We start from the raw sequence: 17,576 nt of genomic DNA, 5'->3' as shown, positions 1-17,576 counted from the left end.
GACCCGCCCCCCACCGGGCCGTTTCCCACCAGGTCGTCTCCCGTCCCGCCCTTTGCCACCGGGCCATCTCCCACCGGGGCTTTCTCCCGCTTCTCTGATTCCGGTGTCATCCGCGTCCTCACCTCGGCTTGCCTTTGTTCCGCTCGCTCACTTCATTTACCTCGCTCGGCGAGTATATCGTTGAGCGAGGTAAGGGGATCTGGGCAAAGATGATCGAGAGGAAGCAGGAGGTGCCGCCATGCCCGCCGACGCCGTGCCCGCCGCTCCCGGGACGCGCACCAAGCGACGCGGAGCGTCCGCCTTCCTCGCGGCGTACGACGCCGTTCTGAGGCGCTGGCCACGCGATACCGGAACGCGAGCCGTCCCGACGGCGCCCTTCGGCACCACACACGTCCACGTCTGCGGGCCGGACGACGGCGACCCCGTGGTCCTGCTGCCGGGCGGCGGGGCCTCGTCCGCCCCGTGGGGCGAGTCCGCCGGGGCTCTCGCGGACGCGGGGTTCCGGGTCCACGCCCCCGACCTCATCGGCGAGCCCGGCCGCAGTACGGCCGACCCGCAGGGCCGCCCGATCCGAACCCGCGACGACCTCGTCACCTGGCTGAGCGCCCTGCTGGACGGACTCGGCCTCCAATCGACCGCCCTGTACGGCCACTCGTACGGCGCGTGGATCGCCCTCGCGTACGCGCTCGCCGCGCCGGACCGCGTACGTCACCTGGTCCTCCTGGACCCGACGTGCTGTTTCACCGGTTTCGCCAAGAGCTATCTCCTGCGTGCCCTTCCCATGCTGGTGCACCCCACGCCTCGTTCGCGCCGGGCGTTCCTGGCCTGGGAGGCCGGCGGCGGCCCCCGTCCCGACGCCGAGGTGCGCGGGCTTCTTGAGGCCATGGCGGACTTCCCTTCCTCCCGGCCGGTGACGACCCGGCGGTTCGCCGCCACGGAGCTGCGCGGGCTCGGCGGGGTGCCCTCCCTGGTCCTGTTCGCGGAACGCAGCCGGGCACACTCCGTCCTCCGCGCCGCCGACGCCGCGCGCCGGACGCTGCCCGGCGCCCGGGTCGAGACGCTTCCCGGGGTCGGCCACCACGCCCTTCCGGCTGTCCGCCCGCCCGGCACCGACACGTTGGTGACCGCGTTCCTCACCACCTGATGGCGATGATGCGTGTGGTGATGTTGCGAACCGGGCCGACCCTGTGACACGTAGCGACTGACGCGAGTCGACTTACGCGGACCCGACGGGCGCCGAGCGACTGACGCGAGGGTGCCTGACGCACTCGCCCGACGTGCCCGACGGGCAGGGACCGGCAGGACGCGGACGCCCTTTCGCGGACCGCCAGGCGCACCCGCCAGTTGGGTCGCAAAGCCCCTCTGGCCAGGGTGGATTGTCAGTGGGCGGCAGTAAAATGGAGGGAGTTCGGAAGAGCTGAACGACCATGCGCCAGCCACTGCAAGCCAGCCAGCGCCAGGAGGTCACCGATGGCCGTTGCCGCGATGACGCAGACGACGAACGACACCACCGACGCCATCCACCCCAACCAGAGCCGGGCCGTCGACGGGCCGGCGAAGCCGCGCCGCAACAGGGCCGCCACACGTCCTACGACCCATCAGGCCCATCAGTCCCAGCAGACCCTGCTGCCGCTCCAGCGACTGCCGTTGCCCGCGAACCAGCCCCGCGAGTGGTACGAGACGCACAACCGAAGGCTGAAGGCGATGCGTCTGGCCATAGCCCTGCTCGACACCGGTGTCTACCACCCGGCCAACGCCGACAACCGCCGGATCAGGGCCATGGCGGCCCGCATCGGTGTGCACCGGCCGTCCGACACGACCTGCGGGATGGTCCGCGCACTGATCCGGTGACCTGGTGATCCGGTGAGCCTCTGACCTGGTGGTCCGGCTCCGTGGGGGAGCGGGCCCCTCCCCGCGACAGCGGCCTTTCGCTGCGCCCCCCCCCCCCCCGCGGGCGGGGCCCACGAGCCCGCGGTACGTCGCCTCGACCGGGACGGTGTACCGCGCGCTCACACCCCGCCGAGCGGCCCGGCCTTCCGCCGGTCAATGGCTCCCGGAGCTCGATGCCCCAGTCCCACCGGGACACCGACGGATCACTCGGCCCTGCCGGCATCCGGCCGTACCGGGCCCGCGGCTCCGCCGCCGACGCGGGCGCGCCGCCGATGAACGTGTGGAGGGCGGGATCTCCCAGCATCTGAGGCATCTCCTCCGCGTGGGCGACCCGCAGTGGCAGCGGCGCCAGCCGTTCCGTGCGGCTACGCCCCCACGACGAGCGGCGACGCGGACTCATCCCCTGGCACAGGCCTGCATCACCGCACCGCCTCAAGGTGTGACCCGCCCTGCGCGGGTGACAGCGGCCAGGCTGCCGGAACGGTCGCGGCCAGCCGTCCGCGCGTGAGCGCGAAGCGTGGCAGCGATATCCCGAACGCACTGCCTATCGCGAGGAGCGCCTCGCACTCGTCGTCGGGCTCCAGCGTCCGGTCCCGTCCCTGGAACAGGACCCCGGGATCGAGTGCCTCCGGCGTCTCTCCCCACTGGCTGATCCCGCCGGCGCGCCAAGTGAAGCCGTGAGGCTCCTGCCCGCCGTAAAGCTCCTCCCCGCCCTGCGAACAGGAGAAGTGGAAGACATCTCCCGCCTCAGCGGTGCCACGGCTCCGCTCCACCCATACGGAGACCACCCGGCCGATCTCGCCCGCCATCGAGGCCACCGACCCGGAGGCGACCGCCGCCCCAGAGGCCGCGCCGGGCAGCCCGGACGCGAAGTCCCCGTGTGGCGCGCCGTCGAAGGCGAAGCTCCAACCCCGGCCCGCACGGCCCAGTCTGACCGGTCTGGGGCCCCCGGTGGACCGGCTTTGGGACAGATCGGAAGCGCCGTACGGCACGGGCAGCGGGCCCCCGCCCCACCGCTCGGCCAGCTCTGCGGGCTCCACCCCCTCGACGCACAGGAAGCGGTAGCCGAAGCGGTGATGCGGGTCCTCGTCGGCGAGCCAGTCGAGGCCGTCCGGCGAGCCGCCGCCCGTCTCCAGGCGCGCGTCCGTGTCCACGTCCGCGACCGCGTCACCGCGCGCATCGCCCCCGTGCCCCGGCCTCGGTGTCTCCAGCATCTGGCGGCCCCGCTCGGCCGTGATCAGCGGTCCGAGCACCGGGTCCGCGAGCAGGCCGACCGGTGCCACCTGCTCCGTCCCGTACGCCTGCCACGAAGGCAGGGCGGCGATCAGTGTGTCCCAGGCGCCTTCCGCGTCGCCCCATCGAGCCTGCTCTCGGGCCGTTTCGACCGCTTTTCCGAACCGGCCGCCCCCTGCCTCGTACCGGTACGTACGCTCCCGCACGGCCCGTAGTACCGCCGCAGCCCGTGCCTGCTCCCGGATGGGGCTCCCGTCCTCGTCTGCCGCTGTCTCGGCGGCGGTCGGGCGGCAGGACGAGACGTCGTCGTGCGCGTCCTCCGTGTCTCTCGCCGCTGCCCAGGCCGCCAGCGGCAGGAACTCCCGTACCAGGAGCGGGCCGTCCGGCACCGGAGCCGCCGCCCCCACCCACTCGACAGCCGCGTAGGAGGAGGTTGAATCCGGATCGAGCAGGGCCTCCACCTGCGCGTACAGCACCCGCGCCCGTGGCCTTCCGTGCTCGGCCGCATCACTCAGCGCGGGCAGCCACGTGTCGATGTCCTCCCCGGCCAGCAGTGCCAGCCGGGCTTCCTCGGTCTCCGCGTCGAGCTCGCGTGTCGTCTCCGAGACATACGCGGCGCCGAACCGGTCGCTCCAGCGCCGCTGCGCTGTCCGGAACAGCTCCTGCATCAGATCGAGGAACGAGTCGTACCGCTCCGGCGTCTCGCCGGACCCGCCCCGGTAGAGATGGGCCGCCCACTCGCCGCTCCCGTCCACATCCCCCGGATCGAGCAGCACCTCGCTCAGATCCGACTCCGCCGTCAGCCGGAGAACCCTGTCCCGTGCCCCCGTCGGCGGGCTCTGCTCCTCGGGCGCATGGTCCTGTGCCGCCGCTTCACGGAGCGCCGCAGGGACCGCGCCCGCGCGCCATTCGACGCCATCCGACGTACCCAGCAACTCGATCCCTGTCCCGAGCGGGCGCCAGCCGTCGCTCGCGGCGAGGAACGAGCGGAAACTCGGTGGCAGCGCCGCCTCCAACCGCTCCTCCAGCGCGGCGACGCGTGCCTCGTCGGCCGGCGGGAACCCGAGCTCCCACGCGGCCGCGCCGGCTGCTTCCGCACCCGGTCCTTCCCCCGCAGCGCCCCGCGCGGCGGACTCGTCCGCGCGCCACCGATCAAGGAAGGGGCGCCAGTTGTAGATCTTCATGACGTCATCGTGCCAGCAGCCATCGACAACCGCCCGGCCTGTGGATAACCACCTGTGGACAACCCGCTCGGGTACGCGGGCCCGCGCCGTATCGCCGGGCGATACTTGCCCTATGGCATACCGCGCTACCCATGGGGCGGAAGTGGTGATCCGGCGGGCGACCGCACGGGACGCCAAGAAGCTCACCGCCCTGGTCAGGTCCTCCCGCGCGTACGAGGGCCCGTACGCGTCGATGGTCGCCGGGTACCGCGTCGGCCCGGACTACATCGACGCCCACCAGGTCTTCGCTGCGGTGGAGGCGGTTGAGGGGTTGGTTGAGGCGACAGGGTCGGTTGGGTCGGCTGGGACGACGGCTGGGGCGGTTGGGACGGCTGAGACGACGGCTGGGGTGGTAGGCGCGGCGGCTGAGACGGTTGAGGCGGAAGGAGCGGGAGAGGTGTCCGATGCCCACGAGGGCGCGGGGACCACAGAGGGGGCGGGCGCCGAGGCGGCGGCCGCTCGCGGTGACGCGTCCCGCGGCGGACCGGCACGTGCCGGTCGACCGGGGCCCGGACGGGGGACGATCCTGGGGTTCTACGCACTGCTGCTCACGCCGCCGGAGCCTGAACTCGACCTACTCTTCGTCGCCGACGCTGCCCAGGGGCGCGGCATCGGCCGCCTGCTCATGGACCATATGAAGGCCACAGCGCGCGCCGCGGGAGAAGACCACGTGCGCGTCGTCTCGCACCCTCCCGCAGAGGGCTTCTACACCAGTGTCGGCGCCCTGCGCACGGGAGTGATCAGGGCCTATCCGCCCGCCGTGCCCTGGGATCGCCCGGAGCTGAGCATTCCGACGACGCCCTGACCTCGGGGGAGGGGCGCTGAGGCACGGGCGCGACATGCCCCATGCCACGGCTTGTCTTTCAACCTGTGTCCGTTCTTTCGACCTCTGTCCGTTGACTTAACTTCTGTCCGTCACTCCAGCAGCACGGTCGTGAACCTCGTGTGGTGCGTCACCAGCCATTCCTGCATGCGGTCCCAGCGCTGCCAGCCACCGCGCCCGGTCAGAGCCCGGGTGTAGGCGGGGTCCCCGTCGGCCACGCGGTCGGCTACGTAGGCCCGACAGGAGGCGGTGGCCTGTTCGATGACGTCGGGGAGTTCAGCGCGGTCCTGCCGGGAGAGTCCGTAACCGTCGGCGAGAATCCGCAAACGCGTCGGGACGTCCAGCCCTGCGGGATACAGAGCCGACGCGGACTCGGGATCGAGCATGGGAACCCAGTACCGGGCGGCCATGGCGACATCCCACAGCGGTCGGCCGGGGGCCGCCAGATCGAAATCGATCAAGCCGGCCGCACGACCGTCGCAGAACACGACGTTCTCCAGGCACACGTCGTTGTGGCACAGCATCCTCCCGCCCTCGGGGTCGGCCAGGTCCCGGGGCCACTCGACATCGGTATCCGTCGGGATGGTCGCGCCGGCCTCGTGCAGGCGCCGCAGCAGGCTTCCCACCGATCTCAGCGCGGTCTGCGTCATCGCCCAGCGTGGAAACGGCGGCAGGGCGACGTCGCCGGGGATGAAGGTCAGCCGTTCGCGGCCGTCCGCTGTGAGAGCGACCGGGGTGGGAGCCGCGTCGAAGCCGCGCTCCTTGAGCGCGAGAAGGTAGGGGTGGAGGGCGCGCGCGGTGCGCGGGGCCGGGCGTTCCACCAGGGTGCCACGCCGGACGACCGCGCCCGCGTTCACCATGCCGCCGACCAGTGCTTCGTCATCTGTGGCTTCACCCTCAGCTGCCATGCCGATCACGTTATCGCCAGGTCGGCCGCGTGAGGGGTGTTCCGAAATGTGCTTCGATCCTGGACGTTCACCTGGATGTTCACCGGACGCTGGGGCGGCCTCCGTCTGATCCTTTGTTCCGACCCAGGTGCACGTGACCGGGACGAAGGGCGTGAGGGTGGGTCTGCTGCCTGACGCCGGTCCCAGGGAAGTGTTCGCGCAAGCGTCCTGCTTCCGTGAGGACTGATTTGACTGCCTGACCGCGCGCGGGGACGAACCGTTCGAGCTGGTCGACGCGTTGCCGTGCGCGGTCGGGCCAGTGACCTCATCGGTGGACCTGACTCTGGTGGCCGAGCACCGGCGTGGGCACGGCGCGATGCACGTCGCGTTGAACTGCGGGAGTGTGGACTTGCCCGGCTGCGGCAGGTGCTGGCCGGTCTGCCGATGCCACGGGCCGCTTATGGACGCCTCGTCCTGGCGATCGAGATCAGCAACTGGCTCCGCCCGGACGCGCCGACCAGCCCGGACCGCCTCTTCTGCCACGTCTACGGTCCTGGTGTCCTGCTGCAAGACGCCATGCGAAGCCCCGAGTGATCATTCTGGGATGCTGAACGGCGACGCCGGTCTCGTGGTGACGCCGCCCGTCAGCCTGCCTGTGTCGGTGGTTCGTTCAGTGCCCTGCGGAGGCTGTCCGTCTCCATGATCTCGACGCCGATGCCTGCGAGTTCACTCAGCGCCGCGTCGGTGACCCGCGAGACGGCGTCCCGGACCAGAGCTACCCGAAAGTCCCGCTCGGAGGCCTCAATGATGCTGGCTCGTGGGCAGTTGGGCAGGTTGCATCCCGCGAAGACCGCGGTGTCCACGCCGAGGTCACGCAGCAGGATCTCCAGGCAGGTTCGGTAGAAGGCGCCCCAGCGCGGCTTGAAGATCGCATAGTCATAGGGGCCCATCTGCTGGAATCGTCCCGACAGGAGCAAGGCGGGGTCCAGGACGGGTGCGCCTTCAGGAAGCAGTCCCTCGGCTGGTTCGCTGCCCGGGGTGCCCGGCGCGGCGATCCATACTCCCGACTCCAGCAGTTGCCGCCGTACGAGGTCGGCATTGGCTCCGCCCTCCTCGTACAAGCGCACGATGTGCACCACTGGTTGCTTCGCGGCGCGGAAGGCCGCAACGGTCCGCCGTAGCGCGGGAAGGATCTCGGTCGTGCCCGGGACGCCGTAGGGCGCCTCGGAGAGAAAGTCGTGTTGTGTGTCGATGACGAGGAGCGCGGAACTCGCGAAGTGCGGATCTGTGTAGGCACTTTGATGCGGTGCTGTCGTCGTCATGCGCCTGACCTTAGCCTCGGAGTTTCGCTGCATGCCGCCTGTATCGGTGACTACCCGGCGCCGGGCACACTCTGTGCGGGGAACCGCTGTCCTGGCTGCCCCCGCGCGTGCAAGACTGAATGTCTGTGACGCGTTCCGATCTTGCCCGCCGTATCCATACTGCTTCTTATCTGACCGGGCAGTTCGTGCTCCGGTCCGGACGGACTGCCACCGAGTACTTCGACAAGTACCGGTTCGAAGGCGATCCCGTCCTGCTGGACGAGATCGCCCAGCGGATGGCGCCCTTGGTGCCGGCCGGGACGGAGGTACTGGCCGGCTTGGAGATGGGCGGCATCCCGGTTGTGACCGCACTCGGCCGACACACGGGTCTGCCCTGCGCGTTCGTGCGCAAGCAGGCCAAGCCGTACGGCACCTGCCGGCTGGCCGAGGGCGCCGATGTAGAGGGCCGCCGTGTGCTCGTCGTTGAGGATGTGGTCACCAGCGGAGGACAGATCGTGCTGTCGACCGCGGACCTGCGCGGTCTGGGAGCTCAGGTGGCTGAGGCCCTGTGTGTGATCGACCGTGAGCAGGGCGGTGCTGGTGCCCTCGCCGCTGAGGGCATCGGGCTGTTGTCTCTGCTGACGGCCGCGGATCTGCGAGCCGCTGCTGTCTGACCAGCGGACGTGCATGTTCCGAGTGCGAAACATCCGAGTGCGAATCAGAGGTGCGCGGCTGTCCCAGCCGCGTTCACACTGAACCCCATGGACGAGCACGCACCGATCGCGCCACCCGGGGAGAAGCCGGAAGCACGCGCGGTCTCCCACATCGGGCTCTTCGCGTCCGGCGGGCCCCTCGACCCCGCGTGGCGGGTCACGCTCAACTTCCACCCCGACCGGCTCACGCGTGAGGGCTTGTCCGTACTCTCGTCGCTCGGCCGGGACGGCGTCTACTTCTCGCAGTTCGTCACCGGTACGAGCAACGGCGGCCTCACCGCCAGGCCTGGCGGCGACCGATGGCGGTGGGAGAGCCGCATCTTCGGGGGCGCATACGACACCGCCCTGCCCCACGAGCGGCCCGTGTACGGTGCGTTGGACTTCCGGCGGTCGGGTGTCGGCGGCGCGCCGCGCTTCGGCTCCTCGTACTTCAGGCTCGCGTCCGCGACCCTCGGCCGCACCACGTTCTGCTACCCGGACAGTTCGGCCGGCCCCGCGCGCTTCGGCGTCGTGGACCGCGCTGACGCCCTGGTGGCGGCAGCCGAGGCGGACCACCGCGACGCGCTCGACGACTACGTGGAGGCACAGGTCCACGGCCCGGTGCGGATCGCGGACGACATCGAGGCGCTGGTCCTCGACGCGTGCTATCGCGGCACTTCCGTCGAGGCCGAGGCGTGCCGTCTGCCCTGCCCGCTCGAATGGCATCCCGGTTACCGGCTGCCGGTGCGCGTACTGCGCGAGCATCCGGATTTCCGGGGCCAGGAGTACGTGGACCTGGGCGCCAGGATCGCGCGGGACGGCGTACTCGATGCGGGCCTGATAGGGGAGGCGGCACGGTCGGGGCGGTACGACCCGCAGGCGGTCAAGAAGGTCTGGCACTACCTGGCGCGCTTCGGCGCTCCGTAGGACGGCCGACGCCCCGGTCGGCGCCCCGTAGGACAGCCAGCGCTCCGGTCGGCGCTCCGTAGGACGGCCGACGCCCCCACCGGCGGGTCCCGCGTCTAGGTCGCCGGGCCTGTTGTGCCCGTCGCGGTGCCGGACGCCGTGCCGGAGGTGGTCCCCGACGCCGTGCCGGAGGAGGTGCTGGCCGTCGCGCCCTGCGTGATCTTCGACGTCATGTCCGCCGTCTGACTCGCGGGCGGGGCCGTCACCTTCACCTTCGTACCGAAGTCGCTGAACTGGAGCTTCGTATCGAGCGCGACCCGCCGGCCGGCATCGGACGACGACTGTCCGGCACCGGAAGGCGACTGTGACGAGGAGGGCGACTGCGCGGGCGGCGACTGAGGCGCGGTCTTGCCGGCGCTGTCGCCGGCGCCGGTCTTCACGGTCGCCTTGACCTCCTCCTGGCGTACCCGGCCCTGGCCGTCCAGCCAGAGGTCGACGGGCAGCCGGTCGCCGAGCTGCTGCCGCAGCTGCTTGGACTCCGCGGCGTTGCCCTGTGCCAGCTTCCCCGCGTCGACCGAGAGGCGGTAGTGCGTGGTCGGTGTGCCGTTCACCGTCTCCGTGCCGACCTTGGTGACGTCCTTGCCGCTCACGCCCTTGACGTAGGAGAACGGCGCCGCCGGGTCGTCCGTGATGCCGGCCGTGGCGCCCGAGCCTCCGCCGAGGGCGCCCGCGACCTTCTTCAGGTCGAGCTTCAACCAGGTCTTGCCCGCGGGCAGCAGCTGCTTCGAGGTGGACGGCAGCTTCTCGTAGAGCATGCCGTCCAGCGTCCGCTCCTGGACCCGCTGGCCGCCGACACGCATCGTCACGTCGCTCCCGCCGTTCGCGAGGTCGATGACGCCGGAGCCGCGCAAGGTCATCGCGGCGTTGCCGCCGACCCCGCCGACCGTTGTGCTCATGGTCAGTTTCGCGCTCCCGGCGTCCGCGGTCTTCCGGTACGCGGACTGTGCGGCGGCGATGTCCTGCCTGCTGCCGGAACCGCTCCCTCCGCCGTCGGATGCCGACGCGGACGCGGACGTGGAGCCCGAGGGAGCGGCGGAGGAGGAGTTGCCTCCACCTTGAGGGCCGCAGCCCACCAGTACGCCGACGGCCGCGACGCCACTGATCGCGAAGACCGCCGTCCGGCGGCCCGTGCTCTTCCGGTCCATGCCATCTCCCGTTGTGCGCTCGCCTGCCTGCCTGCCCTGACGGGGGTCGGCTACCCGGCCCCGTGCCGCACATACGCGTTCGCCCGACAGCCCGACAGCCCGACAGCCCGACAGCCCGACAGCCCGACAGCCCGACAGCCCGAGAGTCCAACAGCTCGACAGCTCGACAGCTCGACAGCGCGACAGCCCGAGGGCCCGAGGGCCCGACAGCCGGCCAGCCCGAGGACCGGACAGCGGGACAGCCGGTCAACCGGTCAGCCGGACAGCCGGACAGTCCGACAGCCCGACAGCCGAGGGTCCGGTACCCGCGATCCGCTCGCATCCGCCCCCGGGGCGGGAAAAATGGCGGACGCACCCCTGCACCGCCGCCCCCTACCGCCGGTAACCTCTCTCGCACTGTCTTCCGGGAGGAACGGGAATGCGACGACGCACCCTCAGTCTCAGAACAGCCGCGGCAGGCGCCGTACTTGCCCTCGCCGTAGGGCTCACGGCCCCGCTGCAAGGGGTCGCCACGGCGGCCGGCACCAGCGACGACTACTGCAACAGCCAGTGCCGCGACATCCTGCCGCCCGGCGAGAACGGCAACGCGACGCTGGCCGACATCCTCGCCAACCGCACCCTGGGCACCCGCCCCGCGCACACCAGCGACCAGCTGGGCCCCTACTCCGACCTGGCGAACGGCTATCCGCAGCTCACGGACGCCACACTGAGCTCCTTCTACAACGACGCCTCCTTCGGAGTGCCCAAGGACCAGGTCGCCTCCACCGACAGCCCACGCGACGACGTCACCATCACCCGGGACAAGGCCACGGGAGTGCCCCACATCAAGGGCACCACCCGGGCCGGCACCGAGTTCGGCGCCGGTTACGCGGCGGCCCAGGACCGGCTGTGGCTGATGGACCTCTTCCGCCATGTGGGCCGCGGCGAACTGACCTCCTTCGCCGGCGGCGCCGCGGCCAACCAGGGCCTGGAGCAGCAGTTCTGGCGCGCGGCGCCCTACACCGAGGCCGACCTCCAGGCGCAGGTCGACCGCCTGGCCGCCCAGGGGACGCGCGGGGCGCAGGCGCTCTCCGACGCGCAGAACTACGTCGACGGCATCAACGCGTACATAGCCAAGGCCAAGCCGGGCCGGTACTTCCCCGGCGAGTACGACCTGACGGGCCACATCGACCCGATCACCAACGCGGGCTCGATCGACCGGTTCAAACTGACCGACCTGATCGCCCTCGCCTCCGTCGTGGGCGCGCTGTTCGGCTCCGGCGGTGGGGGAGAGGTGCAGAACGCCCTCTCGCTCCAGGCCGCCCAGGCCAAGTACGGCGTCACCCAGGGCACCAAGGTCTGGGAGTCCTTCCGCGAGCGCGACGACCCCGAGGCCGTACGCACCCTGCACGACGGGCAGACTTTCCCCTACGCCGTCAAACCCGCCGACCCGCAGGGCACGGCGATGCCGGACCCGGGCTCCGTGACCGAGGAACCCCTGGTCTACGACCGCACCGGATCGGCCGCGCCGGGCGCGAGCGCGAAGAAGACCCCGGTGAAGGCACCCGCGAACCTGAAGCCGCTCCAGGGCATGTACGACAACGGGGTCCTGCCCTCCGACCTCCTCTCCACACCGCGCAAGGGCATGTCCAACGCCCTCCTCGTCTCCGGCGCGCACACCGCGAGCGGCCACCCCGTCGCCGTATTCGGGCCGCAGACCGGCTACTTCGCCCCGCAGCTGCTGATGCTGGAGGAGCTGCAAGGCCCGGGCATCAGCGCCCGCGGCGCCGCCTTCGCCGGGCTGAGCCTGTACGTGGAGCTCGGCCGCGGGCAGGACTACGCCTGGAGCGCCACCTCGGCGAGCCAGGACGTCACCGACACCTATGCCGTCCAGCTGTGCGACCCGGACGGGGGGACACCCACCAAGGACTCCACCTCCTACCTGTGGCACGGCAGTTGCGTGCCGATGGAGAAGCTGGAGCGCACGGACTCCTGGTCGCCGACCCTGGCCGACTCCACCGCCAAGGGCTCGTACCGGATGCAGGTGTACCGCACGAAGTACGGCCCCGTGCAGTACCGGGCCACCATCGGCGGCAAGCCGGTCGCCTACACCGCGCTGCGCAGCTCGTATCAGCACGAGGCCGACTCCATCATCGGCTTCCAGATGCTCAACGACCCCGGATACGTGCACGATCCGGCCAGCTTCCAGAGCGCCGCGCAGCACATCAACTACACGTTCAACTGGTTCTACGCCGACGACCAGCACACCGCGTACTACAACTCGGGCACCAACCCGGTGCGCGCCCCGGGCGTCGACGCCTCCCTGCCCGTGCTGGCCCAACCCGCCTATGAATGGAAGGGGTTCAACCCCGACGACAACACCGCCGACTACACGCCGCCCGCCCAGCACCCGCAGTCGGTGGACCAGGACTACTACGTCTCCTGGAACAACAAACAGGCCACCGGGTACGACTCGGCGGCCTTCGGCGACGGCTCAGTGCACCGCGCCAACCTGCTCGACGACCGGGTCAAGGCGCTGGTGGCCAAGGGCGGTGTGACCCGTTCCGCGCTCACCCGTGCGATGGCTGACGCGGCCGTGACCGACCTGCGGGGCGAGGACGTCCTGCCCGACCTCCTCGCCGTACTGCGCAGCGCACCCGTCACCGATCCCCAACTGAACGACACGATAGAGACGTTGGAGAACTGGCAGGCGGACGGGAGCAAGCGGCGCGAGACCGCCGCGGGATCGCACACCTACGCCGACGCCGACGCGGTACGCATCATGGACGCATGGTGGCCGGCGCTGGTCGAGGCCGAGTTCCAACCCGGTCTCGGCGATGGGCTGTACTCCGCACTGACCGCGTCCCTCACCGTCGACGAGGCGCCCTCGGCCGGCCACGGTCCCACCGGAAGCCACGCGGGCAGCTCTTTCCAGTACGGCTGGTGGTCCTACGTGGACAAGGACCTCAGGGCCGTACTCGGCAAGCCCGTCAGCGGCGGCCTCGGCGAGAAGTACTGCGGCGGCGGCGACCTGTCGGCCTGCCGTACGGTCCTGCTGGACTCGCTCGGAAAGGCGGCGGCCGAACCGGCGAGCCAGGTCTACCCGGGCGACGACGGCTGCGCGGCCGGGGACCAGTGGTGCGCGGACAGCATCGTGCAGCGCCCGCTCGGCGGTGTCACCGACGACCGGATCTCCTGGCAGAACCGCCCCACGTACCAGCAGGTCGTGGAGTTCCCGGCGCACCGATAACACCCGCACGGCGCACCGGAGCGAGCGATGAGGCTCCGGTGCGGCACGGAGCGATGTGGCTCCGGTGCGGCACGGATGGGGACCGATCGCGCGTCCACCCACATCGACGGTCGCCCCGCGGCCGGGCCCGACCCGGCCCCAACCGGAACGAGTCCTGCGCCGCGCACACCCCGCACCTCGCTGCGGCGCCCCTCCGCGTTCCCGGGCGTCCGGCCGCGCCACTGCCCGGCGTCCCGGGGACGGTCTCCCGCGGCTGCCCGGCGCTCCGGGGGACGGTCTCCTGCCGCCCCGCCGTGGGTCCCCGCCCCACCGTGGCGTTACGCCGATCGGATGCCTGCGGACCGCGTGCGGCCGGTCACCGGGCGACGGCAGGAGGGCGGGGTTCTCATGGCGGTGTCGGCCTGCCGCCCGCCCCCTCGCGGAGAGCCGGCGGGCACCGTACGGCGGAAGCGAGGCAGGGGCATGGCGGAAGACAGGCCGGACCGGCAGGGCGACGGGAGCCGGGAGCGGGACTCCGGGCCGCAGGAGGTCATGTCCCTGCTCGACCTGCCGCTCAGTTCGGACCTGGACCGCATCAGCGAACATCTGCGCGCGCTGGCACGGGCCCAGCGCACGTTGCAGGAGCTGCTCCAGGCGGTGGTGGACATCACGGGGGAGCTGGAGCTGCCCATGGTGCTGCGTCGCATCGTCCATACGGCCATGGACCTGGTCGGCGCCCGTTACGGGGCGATGGGCGTACTCGACGAGGAGGGCAGGTTCCTTGCGGAGTTCATCCCGCTCGGGCTCAGCGCCGAGGAGCTGGCGGACCTGCACGGGGTCGAGCTGCCACGCGGCAGGGGCCTGCTGGGCCATCTGATCCACCATCCGGAGCCCCTCCGGGTCGACGACATCGCGCGGCACCCGGAATCGGCGGGATTCCCACCCGGGCACCCACCCATGCGGACGCTGCTCGGTGTCGCCATCAGCGTGCGCGGCCGGATCTACGGCAACCTCTACCTCTCCGAGCGTGCGGACGGGCAGCCCTTCGACCGGCAGCACGAGGCGGTCGTCCGCGCCCTGGCCGGCACGGCAGGCGTGGCGATCGAGAACGCCCGCCTCTACGAACGGGTCCGCAACAACTCCGAACAGTTCCAGCGCCTCCTGCTGCCGCGGTTGCCCGACCTGACCCCCTTCAGCGCCGGGGCCGCCTACCGGCCGGCCACGTCCCCGGCGGCCGTGGGCGGGGACTGGTACGACGCGATGCTGCTGCCCGACGGATCGTGTGTGGCCGTCATCGGCGACGTCGTGGGGCACGACCTGCGGGCCGCCGCCGACATGGCCCAGATCCGCAACATGCTGCGGGCCCTCAGCTACGACGCGAACGCGACACCCAGCTCCCGTCTCGCCCGCCTCGACCGCATCATGCACGCCCTGGAGGAAGCGCCTGTCGCCACCGCCCTCCTGGCCCGCCTCGAACCGGTCGGCAGCGCCTGGGAACTGCACTGGTCCAGCGCCGGACACCCGCCGCCGCTCCTGGTCCTGCCCGACGGGAGGGCGCGGTACCTGGACGCGGAACCGGGGCTGCCCCTGGGCGTCCTGACCGACCTGCCCCGCCCCGACCACCGTCAGGCCGTACCGGTGGGCAGCACCGTCCTCCTGTACACGGACGGTCTCGTCGAAGTCCCCGGCCAGTCGCTCGACCAGGGGCTGGCCGCGCTCGCCGCCGTCGCCTCCCGGCACGCCGACGGCTCGCTGGAGGAACTGTGCAAGGCCGTGTCCGACCACCACCCCAGTGACGGCCACGACGACATGGCGGTCATCGCCCTGCGCACTCCGCCCCTGACCGGCTACGCGTGCTCCTGACCGGCTATGCCCGCACCTGACGCAGGTCCGGTCGCCGCCCGGCGGCCGTGCGCCGGCCGGACAGCGCCGGTCCGCGCCGCAGCGGTCCCGCGCGAGCCGCGCGGCGGAGCCCGCGCCTCCTGCGGCCCCTGCGGCTCCTGTGCCGGGCTCAGGGAATGTCGGCCTCCAGGGAGAGCAGCACGCTGCGGAGACTGCTGTTGAGGCGGCGCCGGTCCTCCGCGGACAGCGGAGAGAACAGCCGTAGTTCGGTTTCGGTCTTGGTCGCGAAGACGGCCTCGGCGCACGAGGCTCCTTCGAGGGTCAGAGTGACCGTGACAGAACGCCGGTCGTGCGGCGCGAAGTCACGGACGAGCAGGCCCTTGGACTCCAGCTTCGCCACTCGGTTGCTGACGGCTCCGGAGGTGAGCTGCATCTCGGTGGCCAGCCGGCTCGCGGTCAGCCGGCGTCCGGGCGCCCGGAGCAGACAGGCCAGTAGCTCCAGCGCCCACAACTCGATTCCGTGCGGTACCAGTTCGCGTTTGAGCTCGGTCTCCAGGCGGTGCGTGATACGGCGCAGCCGGTACGCGAGCGCCTTGGCCTCAAGTTGTGCGGGGGTGTGTGTCTGCGCGAGGACGCCGACCAGGCCGTCGACGTAGTCCGCGGCGGGTTCCTTGGGCACCTGACGCCCTTTCGTGGTCCGGTCCAGCGAGTTAGCGTAAGGGTAATTATCTTAATGTTCTCGTATTGAGAGGGCTCATGGGAACTGTTCGGGAGAACGTCGGCACCGCGCTGACGGCAGCGGGCCTCGTGGCTGCCGCCCCGTCGGTCTGGCAGACCGTCACCCACATCACGGACGACACCTATCGGGCCCCAGAGGCGCGTCACGGTGCGGGGCACGTCCAGTACCACATGGCACGGGAAGTGCTGATCACCGCCGGAGCCATGGGCGCCGTCGTGGCCGGCGCGGTCGCCGGGCCGCGACGCGAGCGTGCGACGTGGCGCGGGATGGCCGCCGCGGGGGGCGGGTTCACGGCCGCCATGTGGTCCGGCGGTCCGGTCACCGGTGTCTGGGCGCCGAACCGCCGGGCGCTCGCCACCCATGTCGCATCGACCGCGGGACTGGCCGCGGGCGTCCTGCTGCTGCGCCCGAAGCGGAACGACCGGTGAACGCCGAGGTCGCCGTGGCCGGGGCCGGCCCAGTCGGTCTGCTGACCGCGGCGCTGCTGGACGCAGCCGGGGTGCCGGTACGGGTCTTCGAACGCGAGGCCGGACCCAGTGTGCATTCGAAGGCCATCACCGTGCACCCGCGCACACTGGAGGCGCTCACCACGCTGGAGACCGGTGGGCGGCGTCTGTCCGACGCGCTGGTCGACCAGGGCCGGCCGACGACGCACGCTCATTTCGCCACCCTGCCCGCGATGCTGGACTACACCGCGCTGGATACGCCCTTCCCGTTCGTGCTCATGGTCCCGCAGGCGCGCACCGAACGGGCACTCGCCGACCACCTGCGCGCACGCGGCGTCCCCGTGCACTACGGTCGGCCCGTCACCGGCGTCGAACAGGACGCCGAGTCCGTACGGGTGCGTGCCGCCGACGCGGTCTACGAGGCCCGCTACCTGGTGGGCGCGGACGGCGCGCGCAGCACGGTCCGCCACCTCGCGGGGATAGGCTTCCCCGGCTTCGCTCCCACGGTGGTCGGCTTCACCGCCGACGTCGAACTGGCCGATCCGCCCAGCGCGCCGGTGCACCGCTGGTACCGGGACACCGGCAGTGTGAGCATCGTGCCGCTGCCCGACGGTCAGTACCGGATCTTCGGCACGGAGGCGGCCGACACCGGCCTGTCCGGCGACGACGTACGCGCCCGGCGCGAGCGGGCCCTGCCGGTGGAGGAACTGCGCGCGAAGCTGCGGCGGATCACCGGCACCGATTGCGGGGTGCGTGCCGCCTCCTGGATCTCGAAGGCGACCGACGGCACCCGGCAGGCCGACCGGTACCGGGCCGGACGGGTGCTGATCGCCGGCGACGCGGCCCACGTCCACCTGCCCGCCGGCGGCCAGGGCCTCAACGTGGGCCTCCAGGACGCCGCCAACCTGGCTTGGAAACTGGCCGCCGAGTACCACGGATGGGCCCCGGCCGCACTGATCGACGGACCATTCGACTACGACCGCGAGCGCCGGCCGATCTCGGCCCGGCTGACCGCCAACACCCTTGCCCAGGGCGCTCTGATGAACAACTTCACGCCCGCGGGCGAAGCCCTGAGAGCCCTCTTCAGCGATCTGATAGCCCAAGGCGGCGACACGGCCAGGGAGTTGTCGGGCTGGCTCTCCGGCCTCGACCTGGCCTACCCCGCCCCGAAGGGCTCCCAC

Annotated in this window: 13 protein-coding genes and 3 pseudogenes; 11 read left to right on the top strand and 5 right to left on the bottom strand. The window is 71.5% G+C overall.

Annotation, left to right across the window (positions count from 1 at the left end):
* Window positions 1-238 precede the first annotated feature (238 nt).
* Together LCE31_RS21690 and LCE31_RS21685 are read left to right on the top strand one after the other, a co-directional pair.
* Complete coding sequence (locus LCE31_RS21690) at window positions 239-1,144, top strand: alpha/beta fold hydrolase (RefSeq protein WP_225016648.1); 906 nt, start codon at window positions 239-241, stop codon at window positions 1,142-1,144.
* A gap of 479 nt (window positions 1,145-1,623) precedes the next feature.
* Entirely contained in the window at window positions 1,624-1,851 is a 228-nt protein-coding gene (locus LCE31_RS21685; protein ID WP_225016652.1) for a hypothetical protein, read from the top strand.
* 458 nt (window positions 1,852-2,309) lie between these two features.
* Here LCE31_RS21685 and LCE31_RS21680 read toward each other — a convergent pair whose 3' ends face one another.
* On the bottom strand, window positions 2,310-4,307 hold the full coding sequence (locus LCE31_RS21680) for an SMI1/KNR4 family protein (RefSeq protein WP_225016647.1): 1,998 nt from the start codon (window positions 4,305-4,307) through the stop codon (window positions 2,310-2,312).
* Window positions 4,308-4,419: 112 nt separating this feature from the next.
* Here LCE31_RS21680 and LCE31_RS21675 point away from each other — a divergent pair.
* Together LCE31_RS21675 and LCE31_RS21670 are read left to right on the top strand one after the other, a co-directional pair.
* Window positions 4,420-4,605 (top strand): annotated as a pseudogene (locus LCE31_RS21675) (GNAT family N-acetyltransferase); the annotation flags it as partial.
* Window positions 4,606-4,863: 258 nt separating this feature from the next.
* A pseudogene (locus LCE31_RS21670) lies at window positions 4,864-5,151 on the top strand (GNAT family N-acetyltransferase); the annotation flags it as partial.
* A gap of 110 nt (window positions 5,152-5,261) precedes the next feature.
* On the opposite strand, the gene LCE31_RS21665 reads toward LCE31_RS21670, so the two are convergent.
* Complete coding sequence (locus LCE31_RS21665; protein WP_225016645.1) at window positions 5,262-6,077, bottom strand: phosphotransferase; 816 nt, start codon at window positions 6,075-6,077, stop codon at window positions 5,262-5,264.
* Between the two features lie 235 nt (window positions 6,078-6,312).
* Between LCE31_RS21665 and LCE31_RS21660 the strand changes: the two are divergent.
* Window positions 6,313-6,608, top strand: a pseudogene (locus LCE31_RS21660) (transposase); the annotation flags it as partial.
* 92 nt (window positions 6,609-6,700) lie between these two features.
* On the opposite strand, the gene LCE31_RS21655 reads toward LCE31_RS21660, so the two are convergent.
* Complete coding sequence (locus LCE31_RS21655; RefSeq protein ID WP_225016643.1) at window positions 6,701-7,378, bottom strand: cysteine hydrolase family protein; 678 nt, start codon at window positions 7,376-7,378, stop codon at window positions 6,701-6,703.
* A gap of 125 nt (window positions 7,379-7,503) precedes the next feature.
* Here LCE31_RS21655 and pyrE point away from each other — a divergent pair, with 125 nt between their 5' ends.
* Window positions 7,504-8,031, top strand: a complete 528-nt coding sequence (gene pyrE, locus LCE31_RS21650) for an orotate phosphoribosyltransferase (protein ID WP_225016641.1) — start codon at window positions 7,504-7,506, stop codon at window positions 8,029-8,031.
* A gap of 87 nt (window positions 8,032-8,118) precedes the next feature.
* Window positions 8,119-8,976, top strand: a complete 858-nt coding sequence (locus LCE31_RS21645; RefSeq protein WP_225016639.1) for a DUF3626 domain-containing protein — start codon at window positions 8,119-8,121, stop codon at window positions 8,974-8,976.
* Window positions 8,977-9,071: 95 nt separating this feature from the next.
* Here the strand turns inward: LCE31_RS21645 and LCE31_RS21640 are convergent, their stop codons facing one another.
* Window positions 9,072-10,160: a hypothetical protein gene (locus LCE31_RS21640; RefSeq protein WP_225016637.1), complete on the bottom strand. Its 1,089-nt coding sequence runs from the start codon at window positions 10,158-10,160 to the stop codon at window positions 9,072-9,074.
* A gap of 418 nt (window positions 10,161-10,578) precedes the next feature.
* Here LCE31_RS21640 and LCE31_RS21635 point away from each other — a divergent pair, with 418 nt between their 5' ends.
* Window positions 10,579-13,389: a penicillin acylase family protein gene (locus LCE31_RS21635; RefSeq protein ID WP_225016635.1), complete on the top strand. Its 2,811-nt coding sequence runs from the start codon at window positions 10,579-10,581 to the stop codon at window positions 13,387-13,389.
* 462 nt (window positions 13,390-13,851) lie between these two features.
* Complete coding sequence (locus tag LCE31_RS21630) at window positions 13,852-15,231, top strand: PP2C family protein-serine/threonine phosphatase (RefSeq protein ID WP_374118518.1); 1,380 nt, start codon at window positions 13,852-13,854, stop codon at window positions 15,229-15,231.
* A 148-nt stretch (window positions 15,232-15,379) separates the two neighbouring features.
* Here the strand turns inward: LCE31_RS21630 and LCE31_RS21625 are convergent, their stop codons facing one another.
* Complete coding sequence (locus LCE31_RS21625) at window positions 15,380-15,889, bottom strand: MarR family winged helix-turn-helix transcriptional regulator (RefSeq protein ID WP_225016633.1); 510 nt, start codon at window positions 15,887-15,889, stop codon at window positions 15,380-15,382.
* A gap of 77 nt (window positions 15,890-15,966) precedes the next feature.
* Between LCE31_RS21625 and LCE31_RS21620 the strand changes: the two genes are divergently transcribed.
* Both LCE31_RS21620 and LCE31_RS21615 read left to right on the top strand, forming a co-directional pair.
* On the top strand, window positions 15,967-16,377 hold the full coding sequence (locus LCE31_RS21620) for a hypothetical protein (protein WP_225016630.1): 411 nt from the start codon (window positions 15,967-15,969) through the stop codon (window positions 16,375-16,377).
* Window positions 16,374-17,576 (top strand): FAD-dependent monooxygenase (locus LCE31_RS21615; protein WP_225016628.1); only part of this gene is annotated, 1,203 nt, incomplete at its 3' end. The genes LCE31_RS21620 and LCE31_RS21615, both read left to right, overlap by 4 nt.

It is taken from the genome of Streptomyces sp. 8L (assembly GCF_020176795.1).
In the GTDB taxonomy this organism is placed as follows: domain Bacteria; phylum Actinomycetota; class Actinomycetes; order Streptomycetales; family Streptomycetaceae; genus Streptomyces.
The sequence above is the reverse complement of the archived record's forward strand: the minus strand, read 5'-3'. Positions and strand labels throughout refer to the sequence as shown.

Excerpts from the sequence above, each read along its gene's own strand:
- LCE31_RS21635 (WP_225016635.1), top strand. The coding sequence starts at position 10,579 with ATGCGACGACGCACCCTCAGTCTCAGAACAGCCGCGGCAGGCGCCGTA.
- LCE31_RS21680 (WP_225016647.1), bottom strand. The coding sequence starts at position 4,307 with ATGAAGATCTACAACTGGCGCCCCTTCCTTGATCGGTGGCGCGCGGAC.
- LCE31_RS21645 (WP_225016639.1), top strand. The coding sequence starts at position 8,119 with ATGGACGAGCACGCACCGATCGCGCCACCCGGGGAGAAGCCGGAAGCA.
- LCE31_RS21690 (WP_225016648.1), top strand. The coding sequence starts at position 239 with ATGCCCGCCGACGCCGTGCCCGCCGCTCCCGGGACGCGCACCAAGCGA.
- LCE31_RS21665 (WP_225016645.1), bottom strand. The coding sequence starts at position 6,077 with ATGGCAGCTGAGGGTGAAGCCACAGATGACGAAGCACTGGTCGGCGGC.
- LCE31_RS21640 (WP_225016637.1), bottom strand. The coding sequence starts at position 10,160 with ATGGACCGGAAGAGCACGGGCCGCCGGACGGCGGTCTTCGCGATCAGT.
- LCE31_RS21620 (WP_225016630.1), top strand. The coding sequence starts at position 15,967 with ATGGGAACTGTTCGGGAGAACGTCGGCACCGCGCTGACGGCAGCGGGC.
- LCE31_RS21655 (WP_225016643.1), bottom strand. The coding sequence starts at position 7,378 with ATGACGACGACAGCACCGCATCAAAGTGCCTACACAGATCCGCACTTC.
- LCE31_RS21630 (WP_374118518.1), top strand. The coding sequence starts at position 13,852 with ATGGCGGAAGACAGGCCGGACCGGCAGGGCGACGGGAGCCGGGAGCGG.